At 70.8% G+C, this 20,643-nt stretch carries 15 protein-coding genes; 6 read left to right on the forward strand and 9 right to left on the reverse strand.

All coding sequences use genetic code 11. The annotated features are described in order from the left end of the window. Positions 1–21: 21 nt before the first annotated feature. Together HHX40_RS27880 and HHX40_RS27885 are read right to left on the reverse strand one after the other, a co-directional pair. The gene (locus HHX40_RS27880) at positions 22–1,494 is read right to left on the reverse strand and encodes a M48 family metallopeptidase (RefSeq protein ID WP_182882938.1); all 1,473 of its coding nucleotides are present in this window, start codon (positions 1,492–1,494) and stop codon (positions 22–24) included. Positions 1,495–1,736: 242 nt separating this feature from the next. Continuing rightward, positions 1,737–2,372, reverse strand: a complete 636-nt coding sequence (locus tag HHX40_RS27885) for a TetR/AcrR family transcriptional regulator (protein WP_182876563.1) — start codon at positions 2,370–2,372, stop codon at positions 1,737–1,739. A 90-nt stretch (positions 2,373–2,462) separates the two neighbouring features. On the opposite strand from HHX40_RS27885, the gene HHX40_RS27890 reads away from it, so the two are divergent. Next, positions 2,463–3,572: a Gfo/Idh/MocA family protein gene (locus tag HHX40_RS27890; protein ID WP_182882939.1), complete on the forward strand. Its 1,110-nt coding sequence runs from the start codon at positions 2,463–2,465 to the stop codon at positions 3,570–3,572. A 4-nt stretch (positions 3,573–3,576) separates the two neighbouring features. On the opposite strand, the gene HHX40_RS27895 is transcribed toward HHX40_RS27890, so the two are convergent. The 3 genes from HHX40_RS27895 to nrdR all read right to left on the reverse strand — a co-directional run bounded on the left by HHX40_RS27895 (position 3,577) and on the right by nrdR (position 7,765). Beyond that, positions 3,577–4,203 (reverse strand): NADPH-dependent F420 reductase, encoded by a 627-nt coding sequence (locus HHX40_RS27895; protein ID WP_111697940.1) that lies wholly within the window; start codon positions 4,201–4,203, stop codon positions 3,577–3,579. Between the two features lie 125 nt (positions 4,204–4,328). Further along, positions 4,329–7,196 carry a vitamin B12-dependent ribonucleotide reductase gene (locus HHX40_RS27900; protein WP_182882940.1) on the reverse strand — a complete coding sequence of 956 codons (2,868 nt, stop codon included), beginning with the start codon at positions 7,194–7,196 and terminating at the stop codon, positions 4,329–4,331. A gap of 110 nt (positions 7,197–7,306) precedes the next feature. Next, a complete protein-coding gene (gene nrdR, locus HHX40_RS27905; RefSeq protein WP_111697938.1) occupies positions 7,307–7,765 on the reverse strand; it encodes a transcriptional regulator NrdR in 459 nt (152 codons plus the stop codon). Between the two features lie 430 nt (positions 7,766–8,195). Between nrdR and lexA the strand changes: the two genes are divergently transcribed. Together lexA and HHX40_RS27915 are read left to right on the forward strand one after the other, a co-directional pair. Beyond that, a complete protein-coding gene (gene lexA, locus HHX40_RS27910; protein WP_373868689.1) occupies positions 8,196–8,909 on the forward strand; it encodes a transcriptional repressor LexA in 714 nt (237 codons plus the stop codon). A 98-nt stretch (positions 8,910–9,007) separates the two neighbouring features. Next, positions 9,008–10,105 carry a MalY/PatB family protein gene (locus HHX40_RS27915; RefSeq protein ID WP_310738322.1) on the forward strand — a complete coding sequence of 366 codons (1,098 nt, stop codon included), beginning with the start codon at positions 9,008–9,010 and terminating at the stop codon, positions 10,103–10,105. A gap of 9 nt (positions 10,106–10,114) precedes the next feature. Here HHX40_RS27915 and HHX40_RS37205 read toward each other — a convergent pair whose 3' ends face one another. Together HHX40_RS37205 and leuS are read right to left on the reverse strand one after the other, a co-directional pair. Then, a complete protein-coding gene (locus tag HHX40_RS37205) occupies positions 10,115–11,761 on the reverse strand; it encodes a cellulase family glycosylhydrolase (protein ID WP_259403982.1) in 1,647 nt (548 codons plus the stop codon). A 180-nt stretch (positions 11,762–11,941) separates the two neighbouring features. Then, positions 11,942–14,404, reverse strand: a complete 2,463-nt coding sequence (gene leuS, locus HHX40_RS27925; protein WP_182882941.1) for a leucine--tRNA ligase — start codon at positions 14,402–14,404, stop codon at positions 11,942–11,944. A 454-nt stretch (positions 14,405–14,858) separates the two neighbouring features. Between leuS and HHX40_RS27930 the strand changes: the two genes are divergently transcribed. Then, positions 14,859–16,136: a hypothetical protein gene (locus HHX40_RS27930; RefSeq protein WP_220499651.1), complete on the forward strand. Its 1,278-nt coding sequence runs from the start codon at positions 14,859–14,861 to the stop codon at positions 16,134–16,136. A 16-nt stretch (positions 16,137–16,152) separates the two neighbouring features. Here the strand turns inward: HHX40_RS27930 and HHX40_RS27935 are convergent, their stop codons facing one another. Both HHX40_RS27935 and HHX40_RS27940 read right to left on the reverse strand, forming a co-directional pair. Further along, positions 16,153–17,427 (reverse strand): cytochrome P450, encoded by a 1,275-nt coding sequence (locus HHX40_RS27935; RefSeq protein WP_182882943.1) that lies wholly within the window; start codon positions 17,425–17,427, stop codon positions 16,153–16,155. Positions 17,428–17,467: 40 nt separating this feature from the next. After that, complete coding sequence (locus tag HHX40_RS27940) at positions 17,468–18,472, reverse strand: GlxA family transcriptional regulator (RefSeq protein WP_310738323.1); 1,005 nt, start codon at positions 18,470–18,472, stop codon at positions 17,468–17,470. A 98-nt stretch (positions 18,473–18,570) separates the two neighbouring features. On the opposite strand from HHX40_RS27940, the gene HHX40_RS27945 reads away from it, so the two are divergent. Then, positions 18,571–19,005, forward strand: a complete 435-nt coding sequence (locus HHX40_RS27945) for a hypothetical protein (protein ID WP_220499652.1) — start codon at positions 18,571–18,573, stop codon at positions 19,003–19,005. A gap of 104 nt (positions 19,006–19,109) precedes the next feature. Next, entirely contained in the window at positions 19,110–20,642 is a 1,533-nt protein-coding gene (locus tag HHX40_RS27950) for a long-chain-fatty-acid--CoA ligase (protein ID WP_182882944.1), read from the forward strand. The last annotated feature ends 1 nt before the right edge of the window (position 20,643 follow it).

The following is a 20,643-nucleotide window of genomic DNA, read 5'->3' on the forward strand; positions in this document are numbered from 1 at the left end:
TGTCCCGGCCCGCGGCCGGCGTCAGGGGGTGACGGGCGTCCGCGGCCGCGGCGACACGCCCATCTGGGCGAACCACTGGCGCACACCCGGCACCTGCGCGGGATCGGCCGCCACCCGGGCCGCGTACTCATCGACGTCGACTTCCCTGCCCGTCGCGTCGCGCAAGGTGGCGGGGCCGGTCCACGACAGCGTCCACCGGGCCCTTCCGCCGCCGATCAGCACGCCCTCGACGGCGCGGGCGAGGACCTTGGCCACCAGGTCCGGCGACGGCTGCCATCCGAGGTGGACGAGCTCCTCGTGGAGGGCGGCGGCCTGACCCCGGGCCAGCGCCTCCAGAGCGGCGTCCAGGGACGGCTCCGGCCCGCCCGCGATCCGCTGGCCGGCGGCCGACAGGTCCTGCAGCGCCTCGTCGTTGACGCCCATGTACATCCCCTGGGCGACCATCTCCTCCCAGGGCAGCGGGCGCAGTCTCAGTGCCTCCTCCGTCCAGAAGGTCTGCTCCACAGCGTGCGCGGCGATGGCGGGGTCCCGCAGGAGCGCCAGCGCGGGACGCGGGTCACGGGCGTGCGGAACGTCCTGCAGGACAGCGATCGCGGCCAGCCGCTCCGGCAGACTCGGGTGGGAGTCGTACGGCCCGGCCCCTTCGCCGCCTCCGTCCGCCTGGGCGATCTCCGTCCGACGCGCGTCGGTGAGGGCGTGGAAGCCGCCGAACAGGTCGGCCGGACGGCCGCCCGCCATGCCGGTCATGCCGACGTACCGCTCCATGAACAGGTTCCAGGCGTCCGCCGTGCCATGCACCTTGCGCAGGGCGTTCGCGGCGGCCTCACGGCTCGCGACAGCGGCCGCGAACCGGTCGGCCTCCAGCTCCTGCCGACGGGAGACGGCCTGGGAGACCCGCAGGAAGAGCCTGGCGTACAGGGAGAAGAGCTTCTGGATGAAGGCGTGGTTGCGCAGGGATGCGACCGCCGCCAGCACGGCGATCCTGCCGCGGTACACCGGCGCGCCCAGCCGCGTGTGCGCACCGCTGTAGTGACCGAGCTCGTGTCCCAGCACCGCGCGCATCTCGTCCACCGAAAGCGTCATCAGCAGGGGCAGGCCGATGTACATGACGCGCCGGCCCGCCCGCAGCCCCAGCCAGCTCGTGTCCTCCCTCACCGCCGCGTTCACCTCGGCGACCAGCCTGATCTCGTCCGGCGGGCGGGTCCCCACCCGCGCGGCCAGCTCCTCGACCGTCTGCCAGAGCACCGGCTCGTCCCCCCGGCCGACCGCGACGCCCGGCTCCTCCTGGCGTCCGCGGCGGTTGACCAGGATGAGGCCACGCAGCAGCGCCAGGGCGGCAAGGGTGAGCACGATCGCGACCTTCACCGAACCCGCGGTGACATGCCGCATGACGGCGACGTCGACGAGCACGGCGGCCCCGAGCACGGCTGCGACCAGCACGTAGAAGCCCGCCAGCAGGCCGAATGCGACTGTGGCGCGGAAGGCGGTGACCATGCCATGACTCCGGTGATGATGAGGACGAGAGGCAGAAATTAACGGATCTTGTCGGATTTGTCATCCAGATGGCAAAGGCCGTGCGGTCCGCGCACCTGCCGGCGGAAAGCAGATCATCGCCTTACCGGTACCGTCCTCGCCGTGGCAACGCCCACCGGGGCGGAGGGTGTCTTCAGGGAGCGGTCGCAATCGCGCCCACGCCGATCTCGTCGGCATCGCCGGCGAGCGGATCTACGACAACGTCAGGCCGGCGGCGTCCCCGGCAACCCCTGCGACCGCGGCGCACGGAGCCCGTCGAGCACGACGCGCAGGTTACGGCCCCACTGCTCGTCCCCGGCCCGGAGCCTGAGTGTGCGCGGGCCGGTCGCCACCGCCGCCAGCAGGAACGGCACGTCCTGCCAGGCCACGTCGCTCCGCATCACCCCCGCCTCCTGCGCGCGCTCCACCAGAAGCCGCACGCTTTCCTGGATTCGGCCGAGGACCGGGTAGAGGTTCGGCCCGCACGCACCGCCGACGGCCTCGCGGATACCGCAACTCTCCGCGCGCAGCCGCACGTACGCGACGGCGAAGGTCTCGAATCCGTGCCAGGGGTCGGGATCGGCGGCGGCGTTCGCGGCCAGGTCGGCCATCTCCGCGAACACCTCGTCGAGGACCGCCTCCAGCAGCGCCTCGCGGGAGGACACGCGCCGGTAGAAGGTGCCGATGCCCACACCGGCCCTGCGGGCGATCTCGTGCGCCGTGACCTCGACTCCTATCTCGGCCACCGCCGCCCGGGCGGCCTCCACGAGCCGCTCCATGTTGCGCCGCGCGTCGGCACGTGGCGTCCGCCCTTGCTCCGCCGCCAGCAGGGCGCCGACCGCTCCGTCCCGACTGCTCATGACCGCAGCCTACCAACCGGACTCGGCGCGTCCGGTTATGCTTGGTCGTAACCGGACGACAGAAGTCCGCTTATTGGGTGGAGGCGGGAAATGAGCAGTATCCGGGTGGGCATCGTCGGCGCCAACCCCGAGCGCGGCTGGGCGGTGCGCGCGCACGTCCCGGCGCTGCGGACGCTGCCGGATTACGAGATCACGGCCGTGGCGACCAGCCGGGAGGACAGCGCCCGGGAGGCCGCGCGCAGGTTCGGCGCCGCGCACGCGTTCACCGACCCCCGGGCCCTGGCCGCGCATCCCGAGGTGGACGTCGTCGTCGTCACGGTCAGGGTCCCCCGGCACGCGGAGCTCGTCGGCGCCGCCCTGGAGGCCGGCACCCACGTGCTGTGCGAGTGGCCGCTGGCGCGGACGACCACCGAGGCGCGCGACCTGCTCGACCAGGCACGCGCGGCCGGCGTACGGCACGCGCTCGGGCTTCAGGGCCGGTTCGCCCCCGCCGTGACGTACGCCCGCGACCTGCTCCGGGACGGCGCGGTGGGCCGGGTCACCTCGGTGAACGTCCACTCGGCGGTCGGCAAGGGCGCGAACGGCAGGCTGCCGTCCTGGTCGGCGTACACCGTCACCCGCGCCGGCGCGGCCGGCCTGCTGGAGGTCGTGGGCGGGCACACGCTCGACGTCGTGGAGCACCTTCTGGGTGGCGTCGCCTCCCTGTCCGCCACCCTCTCCGTCCAGCGCCCGCAGTACACGATCGAGGAGGGCGGCGAGACGATCGAGGCCGACACCCCCGACCAGCTCCTGCTCTCGGCGACCATGACGAGCGGCGCCGTGGTCTCCCTGCACCTCCACAGCGGCAAGGTCACCGAGCCGGGCACGCGAATCGAGATCTCCGGCACCGAGGGCGACCTCGCGCTCGTGTCCACCGGCCCCGGCAGCCCGTACGGCGTGCAGATCGGCGAGCTGCGCCTGCACGGGACGGCGGGGGGCGCGTGGAAGGAGCTGCCCGTTCCCGAGGAGTACGTCCCGGTGCCCGAGGCGGCGGGGGACGCGCGCAACGTCGCCGGGCTCTACGCCGCTCTCGCCGCCGACCTCCGCACCGGCGGAGGGAGGGTGCCGGACTTCGCGCACGGCCTGCGCCTGCACGGCCTGCTCGACGCGATCCGCCGCTCCGCGGAGACCGGCACCCGACAGACGGTCGCCCCTGCCTGATCCGTCAGCCTCGCGCGAGGGCGTCACGCAGCTCGGCGACGGTGAGACGCGGGCCGTAGGCGGGCTTGTCCCGCTGGAAGCGGCGTCCCTCCGCGAGCGGACCCGCGTCGACCACGTCGAAGCCGAAGGAGTCGATGAGCTCGGCGACCTGCCGCTTGGCCTCGGCGTCGTCACCCGCGATGGGCAGCGCCCGCCGGTTCTCCGCGCCGGCGGGCAGACCCTGCTCGGCCAGGTGAACATGGGCGATGGAGTTGAAGGCCTTCACGACGCGGGCCTCCGGCAGGTGCGCGGCGAGCACCTCGCTGTCACTGGTCTCGTCCGAGTCGATCTCGGGGAAACGGCCGTCCCGCTCGAAGTAGTAGTTGTTCGTGTCGATCACCGTCTTGCCCTTCAGCGGCTCGGCCGGGACCTCCCGGTACCGCCCGAAGGGGATGGTGACGACGACGATGTCGCCCGCCTCCGCGGCCTCGGCCGGGGTGGCGGCGCGCGCGTCCGGGCCGAGCCGGGCCACGAGTTCGGTGAGCGTCTGGGGCCCGCGGGAGTTGCTCAGCACCACTGAGTGGCCGGCGTCGACCGCCAGCTTCGCCAGGGTGCCGCCGATCTTCCCGCTGCCGATGAATCCGATGACCATGGCTGCGGCAACACGGGAACCACCGGTGCCATTCCCGGCCGGAGGGCGTCCGGTCCTCTCCGGCACGCGCGAAGGGGACCGGCGAGTCCGCCGGCCCCCTTCGCTCACGGGGTTCGAACCGTAGGTCAGCTGCAGCCGCTGGTGCTGCCGCAGCCCTCGCAGACGTAGCAGCTTCCGGCCGGGCGCATCTTCGTGCCGCAGGTCATGCACAGCGGCGCGTCCGCCGTACGGCCCTGGTGGCTCTCCAGCGAGGCCCCGGCCCGGCGCGGCTCGGGCGCCGCCACCGGCTCCACGTGGTTCTCGGCCGGCGCGTCGGCACGCTTCTCGATGGGCGCCGACTGGGCCAGTGCGGCCGTGTCGACGTCCTGGATCGCGGCCGGGTCCTCCCCGCGCTGCTGCGCGGCCCGCTCGGAGGCGGAGAAGATGCCCAGGGCCGCCCTGTCCTCGTACGGCAGGTAGTCGAGCGCGAGCCGCCGGAAGATGTAGTCCATCACGGACTGCGCCATCCGGACGTCCGGGTCGTCGGTCATGCCGGCGGGCTCGAACCGCATGTTGACGAACTTCTGCACGTACGTGTCCAGCGGCACGCCGTACTGGAGGCCGATCGAGATGGCCACCGAGAAGGCGTCCATGACCCCCGCGAGCGTGCTGCCCTGCTTGGACATCTTGAGGAAGACCTCGCCCAGGCCGTCGTCGGGGTAGGACGAGGCGGTCATGTAGCCCTTGGCCCCGCCCACCGTGAAGCGGGTGGTGGTGCTGGGCCGCTGGTTCGGCATCCGCCGCCGGGTCGGCCGCGCGACCTCCACGACCTGGACGACCGGCTCCTTCGACTCCGGAGCCGCTTCCTCGGAGGCGTCCTCGGAGGTCTTCTTCGCGATCGACAGCGGCTGGCCGACCTTGCAGTTGTCGCGGTAGACGGCCAGCGCCTTGAGGCCGAGCCGCCAGCCCTCCAGGTAGACCTGCTCGATGTCGTCGACCGTGGCCGCCTCGGGCAGGTTCACGGTCTTGGAGATCGCGCCGGACAGGAACGGCTGGACCGCCGCCATCATCCGGACGTGGCCCATCGGGGCGATGGCCCGCTCCCCCATCGCGCAGTCGAACACCTCGTAGTGCTCCGGCCGCAGGCCGGGGGCGTCCACGACGTGACCGTGCTCGGCGATGTACTCGACGATCGCCTCGACCTGCTCCTCCAGGTAGCCCAGCCGGCGCAGCGCACGCGGGATCGTCTGGTTGACGATCTGCATGGAGCCGCCGCCGACGAGCTTCTTGAACTTGACCAGCGCCAGGTCGGGCTCGATGCCGGTGGTGTCGCAGTCCATCATGAGGCCGATGGTTCCCGTGGGCGCCAGCAGCGAGGCCTGCGCGTTCCGGTATCCGTTCTTCTCACCGGTGCGAAGGCATTCCTGCCACTGCCGGGTGGCCTCGGCGTGCAGGCCCTTGTCCATGTCGTCAAGGGTGCGCAGGTTGTCGTTGGCCGCGGCGTGCTTGCGCATGACCCGCTTGTGCGGCTCCGCGTTGCGCTGGTAGCCGTCGTACGGGCCGACGATCCCGGCGAGCTCGGCCGAGCGGCGGTAGGAGACGGCGGTCATCAGCGAGGTGATGCCCGCGGCGATCGCCCGGCCCCCGTCGGAGTCGTACGCGTGGCCGGTCGCCATCAGCAGCGCGCCCAGGTTGGCGTAGCCGATGCCGAGCTGCCGGTACGCCCGGGTGGTCTCGGCGATCTTCCGCGTCGGGAAGTCGGCGAAGGTGATGGAGATGTCCATCGCCGTGATGATCAGCTCGGTGATCTTCACGAAGTTCGCGACGTCGAAGCTGTCGTCGTCGCGCAGGAACTTCAGCAGGTTGATCGAGGCGAGGTTGCACGAGGAGTTGTCCAGGTGGACGTACTCCGAGCACGGGTTGCTCGCCGTGATGCGCCCGGTCTCCGGGCAGGTGTGCCAGTCGTTGATCGTGTCGTCGTACTGCACGCCCGGGTCGGCGCACTCCCAGGCGGCCTGCGCCATCTTGCGGAACAGCGACCGGGACTCCACCTCCTCGATGACCTCGCCCGTCAGCCGGGCCCGCAGGCCGAAGTTCGACCCGGCCTCCACGGCGCGCATGAACTCGTCCGAGACGCGGACCGAGTTGTTGGCGTTCTGGTACTGGACGGACACGATGTCCTTGCCGCCGAGGTCCATGTCGAACCCGGCGTCGCGCAGCGCGCGGACCTTGTCCTCCTCGCGCGCCTTGGTCTCGATGAACTCCTCGATGTCGGGGTGGTCCACGTCGAGGACGACCATCTTCGCCGCCCTGCGGGTGGCGCCGCCCGACTTGATGGTCCCGGCGGACGCGTCGGCGCCGCGCATGAAGGACACCGGGCCGCTGGCCGTGCCGCCGCTGGACAGCAGCTCCTTGGACGAGCGGATCCGGGAGAGGTTGACCCCCGAGCCCGAGCCGCCCTTGAAGATCACGCCCTCTTCCTTGTACCAGTCGAGGATCGACTCCATCGTGTCGTCCACGGCGAGGATGAAACACGCGCTCACCTGCTGGGGGGAGCGGGTGCCGACGTTGAACCAGACCGGGGAGTTGAAGCTGAAGACCTGGTGGATCAGGGCGTGCTTGAGCTCGTGGTCGAAGATCTCCGCGTCCTCGTCGGAGGCGAAGTAGCCGTTCTCGACGCCGGTCCTGGTGTAGACGCCCACCACCCGGTCGACGAGCTGCCGCAGGCTCGACTCGCGCTGCGGGGTGCCCACCGCGCCCCGGAAGTACTTGGTGGTCACGATGTTGGCCGCGTTGACCGACCAGGAGGCGGGGAACTCCACGCCGTGCTGCTCGAAGTTGACCGAGCCGTCGCGCCAGTTGGTCATCACGACGTCGCGCCGCTCCCAGCGGACCTCGTCGTACGGGTGGACGCCCGGCGTGGTGAAGATGCGCTTCATCTTCAGGCCCTTGCGCGGACGCTTCGCTCCCCGGCCTCCCGCACCCGCCGCTGTGCCGCTCACGGTCTCCGTCATGACTTCCCCCTCCCGGGGCCCGATGGAGCCCCTCTTTCCGACCACGCTCGTTACACCCTCATCGTCGCGCCGCACGGCTCGCTCCTCGCCCCGCCCGCCGGCGCCGGCGGCTACTCCCCGCCGCCGTGGGCCGCCCTGAGCCGCTCGATCTCCGCTTCGAAGTCCGCCAGCGTCTCGAAGCTCCGGTAGACCGACGCGAACCGCAGGTACGCCACCTCGTCCAGGTCGCGGAGCGGGCCCAGGATGGCCAGCCCCACCTCGTGCGAGGCGATCTCCGCGGCGCCGGTGGCCCGGATGGTCTCCTCCACGCGCTGCCCGAGCTGGGCGAGGGAGTCCTCGCCGACCGGGCGTCCCTGACAGGCGCGCCGTACGCCCGCGACGACCTTCTCCCGGGAGAACGGCTCGGTGACGCCGCTGCGTTTGCTCACCATCAGCAGGACGGTCTCCTGCGTGGTGAACCTGCGCCCGCATTCGGGGCAGGTGCGGCGGCGGCGGATGGCCGCGCCGTCCTCGGCTGCGCGGCTGTCCACGACCCGTGTGTCCGGGTGGCGACAGAACGGACAGTGCACTTCATCGCCTCCCTGAACGCCCATCCCGAACACAAGGTGTAGTGAACTTACACCGCTGTGACTACTAGATGTTGGGGTCCAACGGTAGAAGTGCCCGTCCTTGAACGCAAGTCGAACCGGGCGTGGCGGGGGAAGTTCCTGCTCGGCGGGCGTGTCGCCCCATCAGCCCCACCCGCCTCCCCTGCCCCGGGCATGAAGGAATAGGCCGTGCGGCTTTTTCGGGTCCCGATTTCCCCATTCCTTCTGAGCTGGGCGTACGACCCGCCGAGAAGATCGGGTAAATCGAACACGGGATCGATCGAACTCCCGTACGATGAGGAGAACGGCGAGATCGGCGATTTCGCTGGATATCGAACAATTGTTTGACGCTGATCTTGAATCGCGGTACGGTCGCTCTGTGCGACATGAGGAACACGGATTGAGAGGTGGCATCGTGAGTGACCGAAGTGAGCAGGCGAATGGCGTCGGCGACCTCGCGGTTCGTCGGCGTGACTCGCTTGGCCTCACCCCCAGGCAGCGGAAGATCCTCGAGGTGATCCGCGACTCGGTCCAGCAGCGCGGCTATCCGCCGTCCATGCGGGAGATCGGGGAGGCTGTCCAGCTGACCAGCACCTCCAGCGTGTCGCACCAGCTCACGGCGCTCCAGCGTAAGGGCTACCTCCGCCGGGACCCGCACCGCCCCCGGGCGCTGGAGGTCAGGCTCCCCGGTGAGCCGGTCCTGTGGGTGGACCCGGACGCCGCCGAGGAGGAGAGCGGCTTCAACCGGCCCACCGCGGCGTACGTTCCGCTGGTCGGCCGCATCGCCGCCGGTGGCCCCATCCTCGCCGAGCAGAGCATCGAGGACGTGTTCGCGCTCCCCAAGCAGCTTGTCGGCGAGGGCACGCTGTTCCTGCTCCAGGTCTCCGGCGACTCGATGATCGAGGCCGCCATCGCGGACGGCGACTGGGTCGTGGTGCGGCAGCAGCCGGTGGCCGACAACGGTGACATCGTCGCGGCGATGATCGACGGCGAGGCCACCGTGAAGACGTTCAAGCGCAAGGACGGGCACGTGTGGCTGGTGCCGCACAACCCGAACTACGAGCCGATCCCCGGTGACGAGGCCACCGTGCTCGGCAAGGTCACGGCCGTCCTGCGCAAGCTGTAGTCGCGCGGCTGTAGTCACGCCCGTGCCGGCGTCCCGCCGCGGGACGCCGGTATGGCTGCTTCCCGGATGACCGATATCTGGCGATTAGGGTGAGTCCCGTGGAACTCGACTCGCTCTCCCTGGAGGCCGCCCGCGCCCGTGACGGGATCAAGTGGGCCCTGGCCGCGCCCGATGTCATCCCCGCCTGGGTCGCCGACATGGACTTCCCGGTGCCCGACGCGGTCCGGGAGGCCGTCGCGCGACGCGCGGCCACGGATCTCGGCTATCCCGAGTGGCTGGACCAGCCGGCCGCCGGGCCGCTGGCGGAGGCGTTCGCCGAGCGGATGGAGGCGAGGTACGGCTGGCGCGCCGATCCCGGGCATGTGCGGTCCTACACCGACCTCAACCAGGCCCTCCAGGTGCTGCTGCACCTCATGACCGAGCCCGGCGACGCGGTGGCGCTGCACGTCCCGGCCTACGACCCCTTCCTCGTCACCATCACGGGGATGGGCCGCCGCCTGGTGCCGATGCCGCTGACGGCCGAGGGCCGGTTCGAGGTCCCCGATGAGCCCGTACGGGTGCTCCTGCTGGTGAACCCGCAGAACCCGTCGGGCCGGTCGTTCACCCGGGAGGAGCTGGAGGCGGTCGCCGCGTACGCCGACCGGCACGGCACGCTGGTGATCGCCGACGAGATCCACGCCGACCTGACGTACGCCCCGGCCCGGCACATCCCGTTCGCCACGATCCTCCCGGAGCGCACGGTCACGCTGACCTCCGCCAGCAAGGCGTTCAACATGGGCGGGCTGCACTGCTCGGTGGCCCATCTGGGCGCCAGGGACGTCAGGGACGCGATCGGCCGCCAGCCCGCCCACATCTACGGCGCGCCGAGCGTCCTCGGCGTGGAGGCCACGGTGGCCGCGTGGCGGCACGGCCACGCGTGGCTGGAGGAGGTGCTGGCGATCCTGGACCGCAACCGCCGGCTCGTCGCCGAGCGGCTCCCGTCCGGGGTGGGGTACCGCATGCCCGAGGCCACCTATCTCGCGTGGCTCGACTTCGGCATCCCCGACGCCGCCTCCTTCGTCGAGCGGGAGGCCCGGGTCAAGCTCAACCCGGGCCCCAACTACGGAGGCGGGGACACGTTCGCCCGCCTCAACTTCGCGACGTCGGCGCCGATCCTGGAGGAGATCCTGGCCAGGATCGCCGCCGCGCTGAAGTGATCCGCCCGCTCAGCTCGCCGCGCAGGTGACCTGCGACGGCACGCCGTTGGTGCCGGACCAGCTCGCGTTGAACCCGAACGCCGTGGACGCCCCGGCGCCGAGCGCGCCGTTGTAGGACATGTTCGTCACCGTGACATTGGACCCGCTGGCGCTGAGCGAGCCGTTCCAGAGCTGGCTGATGGTCTGCCCGTTCGGGAAGGCCCACTTCACGGTCCAGCCGGAGATGGCGGAGCTGCCCGCCTTCACCGTGACCTCACCCTGGAAGCCGCCGCTGTACTGGTTGACGACCTTGTAGGTGGCGGTGCAGGACTTGCCCCCGTTCCCGCTGGGGGACGCGGACGGCGAGGCCGACGGGGACACCGACGGTGACGCCGAGGGAGAGGATGAGGGAGAGGTCGAGGGCGAGGAGGACGGGGACGCCGAAGGCGACTGCGGCCTGCCGCCCACCGGCGGGATCAGGTACGGCGAGATGATGCTCTGCTTGGCCTGGTCGACCGTCGCCCAGTCGTCCTTCAAAATGCCGCCCGTGTCACCCGAGTTGGGGTTCCACGACCAGTAGGTGAACGACATGCCGTTCACCCCGGTGCCCAGGTACTTCATGAGCTCCTGGAGCCAGATCTTGTCGGTGTTGCTGGCCAGCGTGGTGCCGAACTCGCCCACCATGATCGGCGCGATGTTCTGCTTGTACAGGTAGCCGAAGTACTTGTCCCAGATGGCCGGCATGTTCGCCGGGTACGTCGGGTCGTCGAACCACGGCTGGTGGTAGACCGACGTGGCGTACTCGTGCGGCGAGTAGACGAGCCGGTTCGCCACGTTCAGCCGGACGGGGAACTGCCCGGCCTTGGTGAGGTTGCCGCCCCACCAGCCGCAGTCCTCGTCGTTGCTGGTGTCGTTGTCCCAGATGTTGGACAGGCCGCCGCTCGGGCAGCTCACGCCCTCGACGAAGATCAGCCAGTTGGGCTGCACGGACAGGATCGCGTTGCCCGCCCGCTCGGCCGCCAGGCGCCAGTCGCGGGACTCGACGCCGCAGCCCCAGCAGGAGCCGGTCGCGTTCGGGTTGGTGCCGTCGGCGTGCGGCTCGTTGTGCAGGTCGGCCCCGATTACCGTGGTGTTGCCCGCGTAGTGCTGGGCCAGCGACTTCCAGTCGGCGATCCAGGTGGACTCCGGCACGGTCGAGGTGTACCACAGCGCCGTCTGACCCGCGCTGGTCGGCCGGTGCCGGTCGAGGATGATCCGCATGCCCTTCTGGCCCGCGTAGTCCACGACCTTGTCGAGGATCTGCAGCGGCGACAGGCCGATGAGATCGGGGTTGGATGCGGTGTTGACGCTCGTCGCCTGCGCGCCCGGCTTCAGCGCGTCGTCGGAGAACGGCACCCGGATCGTGTTGTAGCCCAGGTTCGCCATGAGGTCGAGCTGGCTCCTCCACGGGTTGCTGGCCCACAGCCCGTGGAAGGTCTTGTTGTCGGTCTCCATGCCGAACCAGTTGATGCCGGTCAGCCGGACGGTGGCGCCGGTGCTGTCGACGATCTTGTTCCCGCTGGTGTGCAGGTAGCCGGTGCCCGTGCCGGCCGCGTTCGCCGGTGAACCGGTGGCGACGAGCACGGTCGCCGCCATCGCGACGGCGGTCGCCAGCCCGCCGAGAATGCGTCTGTACAAGACGTGCCTCCCACGAGGGGCGCACGCCACCGGTGAGCCGTACGGTCAGGCGCGCACCCCAGACCACCGCCGGAGCGGTGGTGGTCGCGGCATGCCCTGACCGCACGCCTCATCTATATGACTGGTTTTGTGGCTCGGGCGTAATTTTGTCCGGACAGCTGCCCGATCGTCAACGCCCGATCACGGGACGATGTTGACGAGCTTCGGCGCCCGTACGATGACCTTGCGCGGCGTGCCGTCCAGGTACGGCCTGACCTTTTCCGACGCCAGGGCCAGCGCCTCCAGGTCGGCCTCGGAGATGTCCGGGGACACCTCCAGCCGGTCGCGGACCTTGCCCGCCACCTGGACCACGGCCGTGACCGACTCCTGCACCAGCAGCGCCGGGTCGGCCTGCGGCCAGCCCGCCTTCGCGACCGACGGCGCGTGACCGAGCCGCTCCCAGCCCTCCTCCGCGACGTACGGCGCGACCAGCGACAGCATGACCGCCAGGGTCTCGGCGGCCTCGCGGACGGCGGGGTCGGCGGCGCCGGGACCGGCGTCGATCGCCTTGCGCGCGGCGGAGGTCAGCTCCATCATGCGGGCCACCGCGACGTTGAACCGGTAGCCCTCGACGAGCTTGGTCACCTCGTCGATGGTCCGGTGGGTCACCTTGCGCAGCTCGACGTCGCCGCCGGAGACGTCGGCCCCCGGGGCGGACGCCGCTCCAGCCTCGGCCATCACGCGGAACGCGCGGGCCAGGAACTTCTGCGACGCGGCCGGCGAGACGTCGGCCCAGTCGATGTCTTCCTCCGGAGGCCCGGCGAAGATCATTGTCAGCCGGACGGCGTCCACGCCGAAGTTGTCGATCTGCTCGCCCAGGTCCACGCCGTTGCCCAGCGACTTCGACATGGCCTTGCCCTGGTTGATGACCTGGCCCTGGTTGATGAGCCGAACGAAGGGCTCGGTGAAGTCGACCAGGCCCATGTCGTGCAGGACCTTGGTGAAGAACCGCGTGTAGAGCAGGTGGAGCACCGCGTGCTCCTGGCCGCCGACGTACTGGTCGATCGGGCCCCACTTGCGGACCTTCTCCACGTCGAACGGGCCGTCGGTGTAGTGCGGGTCGCAGTACCGCAGGAAGTACCACGACGAGTCGACGAAGGTGTCCATCGTGTCGGTGTCCCGCTGGGCGGGCCCGCCGCACTTGGGGCAGGAGACGTTGACCCAGTCCGTGGCACCCGCCAGCGGCGAGACGCCCTTCGGCTGCAGGGCCGCGCCACGCAGGTCGGGCAGCGTGACCGGCAGCTGGTCGTCCGGCACCGGGACCTCGCCGCAGTCCACGCAGTGGATGATCGGGATCGGCGTGCCCCAGAACCGCTGCCGCGACAGCAGCCAGTCGCGCAGGCGGTAGTTCACCGCGGCGCTGCCGGTGCCGCGCTCCTCCAGGACCTCGATGATCTTCTGGATCGCCTCGGCCTTCGTCAGCCCGTCCAGCGGGCCGGAGTTGACCAGCGTGCCCTCGCCGGGAGTGGCGACGCCGGTCTCGCCCGGGTCGGCCAGGCCGGTGTGCACGACGACCTTGACCGGCAGGCCGAACTTCCGCGCGAAGTCGAGGTCGCGCTGGTCGTGCGCGGGGACCGCCATGATCGCGCCGTGGCCGTAGTCGGACAGCACGTAGTCGGCGGCCCACACCGGGATGCGCTCCCCGTTGACCGGATTGATCGCGTACGTGCCCAGGAAGACGCCGGTCTTCTCCTTCTCGGTGGACAGCCGCTCGATGTCGGAGAGCTTGGCGACCTCGGCGCGGTAGGCGGCCAGTGCCTCGGCCTGCTCGGGGGCGACGATCTCCTCGGCCAGCGGGGCGTCCGCGGCGACGACGAAGAACGTGGCGCCGTACAGCGTGTCGGGGCGGGTGGTGTAGACGGTGACCGGCTCGTCGCGGCCCTCGATGCGGAAGCGCACGTCGGCTCCGGTGGAACGGCCGATCCAGTTGCGCTGCATCGTCAGGATCCGCTCGGGCCAGCCAGCCTCGACCTGCGCCATGTCGTCGAGCAGCCGGTCGGCGTACTCGGTGATCTTGAAGTACCACTGGGTCAGCTCGCGGCGCACGACGTCGGCCCCGCAACGCTCGCACCTGCCCGCCACGACCTGCTCGTTGGCGAGCACGGTCTGGTCCTGCGGGCACCAGTTGACCAGGCCGCCCTTGCGGTAGGCCAGGCCCCGCTCGAAGAAGCGGGTGAACAGCCACTGGTTCCAGTGGAAGTACTCCGGGTCGCTGGTGTGCAGGCGGCGCGACCAGTCGAAGGAGATGGCGTACCGCTTGAACGAGTTCGCCTGCGTCTCGATGTTCTTGTACGTCCACTCGGCCGGGTGGGCGTTGCGCTTGATCGCGGCGTTCTCGGCGGGCAGGCCGAAGGAGTCCCACCCGATGGGGTGCAGGACGTTGTAGCCCTTCTGGAACCAGTACCGCGCGACGACGTCGCCGATCGCGAAGACCTCGCCGTGTCCCATGTGGAGGTCGCCGGAGGGGTAGGGGAACATGTCGAGCATGTACTTGCGCGGCCTGGTGTCCGCGGGGTCCTCGACCGCCGCGAAGGGGTTCGACTCCTCCCACCGCGGCAGCCACTTGGCCTGCAGCGCCTGCGGGTCGTACACCGGCTCGTCCACTTCCACTCCTCGCCCGGCGGCAGAATCAGGGTTGATGACGCCCGCCCGGGCAACCCCTGTCGTACGATCGGGGCAGCCCTCGCCTGCGCGCTCTCACGCGCCGAGCTGTGAGATGGATGCCCCAAGTACGGGGTGGCCCAGTGCAGGTGACGCAGTGCAGGGTGGCGGCACGCGTGTCAAGCGTAGCGCAGTCGCCCATGTGGCCGCGGTTTCGATCATCCGGGGCTGACCTCGCGTGTCAGAGTGCGATACCCGATGGTGATAGTTCCGTTGTGACCTCTTATGTCCGCTCCTTTACTGTGCTTCCGTGGCCAACACTTTCCCGCCTCCGGACCTGCCGATGCAGGACCCGCCCACCGACCCCACCGGTGAGCAGTTCCGCGGGGCATTCTCCGATTTCACTGCGGCAGCCCCCGGCTCCCATGAGATCATGCCAGGCACCCCTAATTCGGGCATGATCTCGGGAGGTAGCGTGCCCTCGGACCGCAGTGAGCCCCAGCGGGCGCCGGCCTGGCCGGAGGTCCCCCCGGCCTGGCCCGAGATCCCTCCGCCGGCCTCCTTCACACCCACGGTGCGCTCCTTCGTCGAGGGGGCGCCGCAGGACGCGGACGCGGCGACCATGGCGGGCCCCGTGCCCGGCACGGCTCCGCGCATGCCCACCCCCGCCTTCGGCGAGCCCGGCCCGCCGCGGTCCCCCGCCGGCCCCGCCGCGCAGGCCGGTCCGGCCACCCCGTTCACCCCGGCCGCCCCGTTCACCCCCTCGGTCCGGTCGTACGCCGAGACCTCCCCGCCCCTCCCCCCGCCCTCCCGGCCCGCTTCTCCGCACGCGTCCACGGCTCCGCCGCCGCCTCCCCAGCCGGACGACCCGTACCGGCCGTTCGTGACGGCGGGGCAGATCAGCGGGCCCAAGACGCCTCCGGCGCACCGGCAGCAGGAGCTGTGGAACACGGTGTTCGGGGAGAACTACCGGGCGATCGACGAGTACGAGGACGACGGGCCCGGCCGCCCCGTCTGGCTGTACGCGCTGGTGGCCTCCGTCGTGGCCGCGCTCGTGGCGGTGCTCGTCTGGGCGTTCGGCGCCGGGCCGCTCAGCTCGGGCAGGTCGGCCGAGGCGGCGACCCCGCCCAAGCCCTCGGCCTCCACCCCCGCTTCCCGCTCCAGTGCCCGGCCACAGGCACAGGTGCCGCAGCTGCCCGTCTACAAGGGCACCGCCTCCCCGGTGAACGGCGTGCTCACCGACACCGCCGGCCGGATCACGCTGCCGAGGCTCGGCGGCCCCTGGCAGGCGGACGCCAACCCCGCCCAGACCAAGGCGACGTACGGCTTCACCACCCGGCAGTACGTGCCTGCCGGCATGACCACCAAGGGCAAGCGGGAGTTCGCCGTGGTGATGTCGGGGCCGCTGGCGCAGTCGCTCGCGGTGAAGTACACCGCGCCCGACAAGCTGGGCCCCGTCCTCAGCGCGGTGATGTACCGCGCGCGGCAGACGCAGTTCCCCAAGGACAACAAGGTCACCAAGACCGCCCAGCAGCGCCTGTCGCGGGGCGGCCTGACCGGTCTGCTGGCCGCCTACAAGGTGACCGCCGACGGCGGCTCCACCACGGTCGTGATCGCCGCCGTCGACACCGGCGCCGACCTTCCCACGATCGTCTACATGGCGGTGCCGGAGCTGAAGAACGACCTGCTGCCCGACATCAACACGGTCGTCCGGTCGATCAAGCCGATCCGCTGAGGACCCCCTCCCGCCGTCAGAACGTGCAGGGCATGTGCTTGATGCCGTTGATGAAGCTGGACAGCAGGCGCTCCGGCTCGCCCGCCTCGATGCGGGGGACCCGGCGCAGCAGTTCGCGGAACATCACGGTGATCTCGCGGCGGGCCAGGTGGGCGCCGAGGCAGAAGTGGGGGCCGGGCCCGCCGAATCCGACGTGCGGGTTGGGGTCGCGCAGGATGTCGAACCGCAGCGGGTCGTCGAACACCCGCTCGTCCCGGTTGGCCGCCCAGTAGAACAGCAGCACCTTCTCGCCCGCGCGGTAGCGCGTGCCGTTCATCTCGTGGTCCCGGGTGACCTTCCGGCGCATGAAGTTGACCGGCGCCGCCAGCCGGACGATCTCCTCCACGGCGCGCGGGGCGCGGCCCTCGAAGTCCTCCGTCCAGAGGCGCCGCTGGTCGGGGTTGAGGGTGAGCAGGCGCATGCCGGAGGAGATGGCGTTTCGGGTCGTCTCGTTGCCCGCCACGACGAGCAGGATGAAGAACGAGGCGAGCTCCTGCGTGGTCAGCCGTTCCCCGTCGATGTTGGCGTTGACCAGCGACGAGATCAGGTCGCCGGTGGGCCGCTCGGCCCGGTGGACGGCGAGGTCCTGCACCAGTTGCTGCAGCTCCATCGCGGCGGTGAGCAGCGCGTGCGCGATGCCCTGCGGGTCGCCGCCGTACTCGGGGTCGGTGGCGCCGAGGATGACGTTCGACCGGTCGAAGACGAAGCCGTAGTCCTTCTCCGGAATGCCCGCCATGTCGCAGATGATCTTCAGGGGCAGCCGGGCGGCCACCTCGGTCACGAAGTCGCAGCCCGGCCCGGTCTCCAGCAGGTCGTCCACGATGCGGGCGGCCGCCGCCTCGACGTCGGCCTCGAACTGCCTGATCATGCGGGGGGTGAACGCCCGGGAGACGATGCGCCGCAGGCGGGCGTGCCGCGGGTCGTCCATGTTGATCATGGAGCCGAAGTACTCGGTGAACTCCGCGGGCAGGTCGGGGATGTTGGTCGCCCCGCCGTCGCCGGAGCAGAAGATCTCGGGCGCGCGACTGGCCTCCAGGATGTCGGCGTGCCGTACGAGCGCGTGGTAGCCGGGGCCGCGCGTCCCGGCGAAGTTGATCTCGGGCTCGGCGAAGAAGACCGGCGTGCCCAGGTCGCGCAGCAGCCGGAAGGCGTGCTCCCTCTCCTCGTCCGGCCGGGCCCAGAAGTCCCAGCTCGACAGGTCGATGTCCGGCACGGAGGTGATGGGCGCCCGCCCCGTGGGCCGCGTGGTCATGGACCTGCCCTTCGACGAAGACTAGAACGACATTCGGTGGTCAGTCTGCCACAGCGCCGGGATCAGGCGCGGAGGACCGCGGCAGTGCGGTGGAATGCGCCTGCCGGTAGCGCGAGGGCGGGATGCCGTAGAGGTCGACGAAAGCCTGGCGGAGGGTCTCGGCCGTGCCGAAGCCGCACCGGGCCGCGACGGCGGACACCGGCAGCGAGGTGGTGGCCAGCAGATGGGCGGCGGCCTCGGCCCGGGCCCGGCGGACGAACCGGCCCGGCGTCTGACCGAGGTGCCGGAGGAACAGCCGGGTCAGGTGACGCTCGCTCACCCCCGCCCCGGCCGCCAGCGCGGCGGTGCCCAGATCGGCGCCGAGGTGGCCGGTGACGTGGTCGACGACCCGCCTGACCAGGTCGTCGCCGGGGGGCGGGCCTTCGGTGAACATGCTCATCTGCGCCTGGTTGCCGGGACGCTGCAGGTAGGTCACCAGGTGGCGGGCCACCTCCCGGGCCAGGGCGGAGCCGTTGTCCTCCTCGATGAAGGCGAGGGTCAGGTCCAGCGCGCTGGTGACGCCGGCGGCCGTGGTGACGTTGCCGTCCCGGATGAAGATCGGGGCGGCGTCCACGGTGATCTCGGGGTGGCGCGAGGCGAGCGTGGAGGCGTACCCCCAGTGCGTGGTGACGCGCCGGCCGTCGAGCAGCCCGGCGGCGGCCAGCACCGCCGCGCCCGTGCACACCGAGGCGACGCGGCGGCTCTCCCGGGCCAGACGGCGGACGTGCCCGACGATCACCCGGTTGGCGGCGGCCAGTTCGTGCCCGATCCCCCCGGACAGCACGAGCGTGTCCAGTGGCCCGGTGACGCGTTCGAGGGCCTGCTGCGCCTGCAGCGTCAGCCCGCTGCCACAGGTGACGGGCAGCCCGGAGGGCGTCACCAGGCACACGTCGTACGGAGGCGCGGCGCCCTGGACGTTCGCCATGACGAGGCTCGACGTCACGCACGCGATGTCCAGGAGTTCCGCCGCGTGGTACCCGACCACGACCACCCGCCGCGAGATCACACCGGGACTGTACGTCACAGGGACCGGTATCCCAAGTTTCCGGACCTGTCGCCGGTCCCGTACTTCGCGGAACCCCCGGCCGCCGGGACAGTCGAGCCATGACACAGACGACGCCCGCCGGGCACACCGGTCTCCCGTCCAGCTCTCCGTCCGGCCCCCGGCGATGGAGACGCTTCGCCCTGCACTATCTCGAAATGGTCGTGGCGATGTTCGCCGGGATGTTCGCACTCGGCCTGCTGTGGTCCGCCCTGGGGATCGGGTTCTCCCACACCCGCGACCCCGAGCTCGCCTACCTCCTGATGGCGTTCGACATGTCGGCGGGCATGGCCGTGTGGATGCGTGTGCGCGGCCACGCCTGGGCCGGGACGCTGGAGATGTGCGCCGCCATGTTCGTCCCGGTCGTGCCGTTGTTCCCTCTCCTGTGGCTGGGCCTGATCGACGGGATGACCGTGATGATCCTGGCGCACGTCGCGATGTTCCCGCTGATGCTGGCGGCCATGCTCCACCGGCGCGACGAGTACGCCCACTGCTGAACACGCTGCTGACCGGGCACTCAAAATCGGGCGGATCAGCCGTTACGCTGAGGTACCTACCGGTTGGTATGGACCACGCGTCCGACAGAAAGAGGGAGCGGCAGATGCTCAACCTGGCCGTCGTGCTGGAGGACAGCGCACGTGACGAGCCCGACGCCACCGCGGTCGTCTTCGGAGACCTCCGCCTGCCGTACTCGCTCGTGAACACCATCGCCGGTCAGGTCGCCAACCTGCTCGCCGCCCGCGGCGTGGGCAGGGGCGACAAGGTCGCCCTCGCCTGCCCGAACCTGCCCTACTTCCCGTTCGTGTACTACGGGATCCTCAAGGCGGGCGCGACCGTGGTTCCGCTGAACGTGCTGCTGCAGGCCAGGGAGATCGCCTATCACCTGGACGACTCCGGCGCCAAGGCGTTCTTCTGCTTCGAGGGCACGCCGGAACTGCCGCTGGGCGAGCGCGGCCGGGCCGGGTTCTCCGAGGCCGGGCGGGCCGAGCACTTCATCGTGCTGCCGGCCACGCCGTTCGCCACCGAGTCGGCGTACGGCGAGACGCTGTGGGCGGCGCTCGACGGGGTGCCGGGCGAGTTCGAGACCGTGCAGACCTCCCCCGGGGACACGGCGGTCATCCTCTACACGAGCGGCACCACGGGGCAGCCCAAGGGCGCCGAACTGACCCACCAGAACATGGTGATGAACGCCGTCGTCAGCGACGAGATGTTCCCGCGCCAGGACCGCAGCACCTACCTCGTGGCGCTGCCGCTGTTCCACTCCTTCGGCCAGACCGTGCTGATGAACGCCGGGTTCCGGCGCCGCGCGACGCTCGTGCTGATGCCGCGCTTCGAGCCGGCCGAGGCGCTCGCCCTGATGGAGCGGGAGAAGGTCACGCTGTTCGCCGGAGTGCCGACGATGTACTGGGCGATGCTCACCGCGGTGCGCGCCGGGGCCGCGGTGCCGTCCTCGCTGGTCACCGCCGCCTCCGGAGGGTCCGCGCTGCCGGTCGAGGTGCTCAAGGACTTCAGCGCGACGTTCGGGGTGGACATCCTGGAGGGCTACGGCCTGTCGGAGACCTCGCCGGTGGCCTCGTTCAACCAGCCGGGCCGTCCCGCCAAGGCCGGCTCGATCGGCACCCCGATCTGGGGTGTCGAGATGAAGCTGGTGGACGCCGAGTGGAACACGGTCGGCGACCCCGGCGGCATCGGCGAGATCGCCGTCCGCGGCCACAACGTGATGAAGGGCTACCACAACCGGCCCGAGGCGACCGCGGAGGTCATGCGGGACGGCTGGTTCCGCACCGGGGACATGGCCCGGCGCGACGAGGACGGTTACTACTTCATCGTCGACCGGGCCAAGGACATGATCATCAGGGGTGGGTTCAACGTCTATCCCCGGGAGATCGAGGAGGTCCTCATGACCCACCCGGCGGTCTCGCTCGCCGCGGTCGTCGGGGTCCCCCACGAGTCGCACGGCGAGGAGGTCAAGGCGTACGTCATCCGCACGCCCGGCGACACGACCACCGAGGAGGAACTGGTGGCGTGGGGCCGGGAGACGATGGCGGCCTACAAGTACCCGCGGATCGTGGAGTTCCGCGAGTCCCTGCCTATGACCGCCACCGGCAAGATCCTCAAGCGCGAGCTTCGGTAGG

This window comes from Microbispora sp. H10949, from assembly GCF_014161435.1.
Lineage (GTDB): Bacteria > Actinomycetota > Actinomycetes > Streptosporangiales > Streptosporangiaceae > Microbispora > Microbispora triticiradicis.

What these genes read in the sequence shown, in the direction of transcription:
- HHX40_RS27950 (WP_182882944.1), top strand. Translation starts at nt 19,110, where the DNA reads ATGCTCAACCTGGCCGTCGTGCTGGAGGACAGCGCACGTGACGAGCCC.
- HHX40_RS27945 (WP_220499652.1), top strand. Translation starts at nt 18,571, where the DNA reads ATGACACAGACGACGCCCGCCGGGCACACCGGTCTCCCGTCCAGCTCT.
- HHX40_RS27935 (WP_182882943.1), bottom strand. Translation starts at nt 17,427, where the DNA reads ATGACCACGCGGCCCACGGGGCGGGCGCCCATCACCTCCGTGCCGGAC.
- HHX40_RS27885 (WP_182876563.1), bottom strand. Translation starts at nt 2,372, where the DNA reads ATGAGCAGTCGGGACGGAGCGGTCGGCGCCCTGCTGGCGGCGGAGCAA.
- HHX40_RS27900 (WP_182882940.1), bottom strand. Translation starts at nt 7,196, where the DNA reads ATGACGGAGACCGTGAGCGGCACAGCGGCGGGTGCGGGAGGCCGGGGA.
- HHX40_RS27880 (WP_182882938.1), bottom strand. Translation starts at nt 1,494, where the DNA reads ATGGTCACCGCCTTCCGCGCCACAGTCGCATTCGGCCTGCTGGCGGGC.
- HHX40_RS27930 (WP_220499651.1), top strand. Translation starts at nt 14,859, where the DNA reads ATGATCTCGGGAGGTAGCGTGCCCTCGGACCGCAGTGAGCCCCAGCGG.
- HHX40_RS27895 (WP_111697940.1), bottom strand. Translation starts at nt 4,203, where the DNA reads ATGGTCATCGGATTCATCGGCAGCGGGAAGATCGGCGGCACCCTGGCG.
- HHX40_RS27890 (WP_182882939.1), top strand. Translation starts at nt 2,463, where the DNA reads ATGAGCAGTATCCGGGTGGGCATCGTCGGCGCCAACCCCGAGCGCGGC.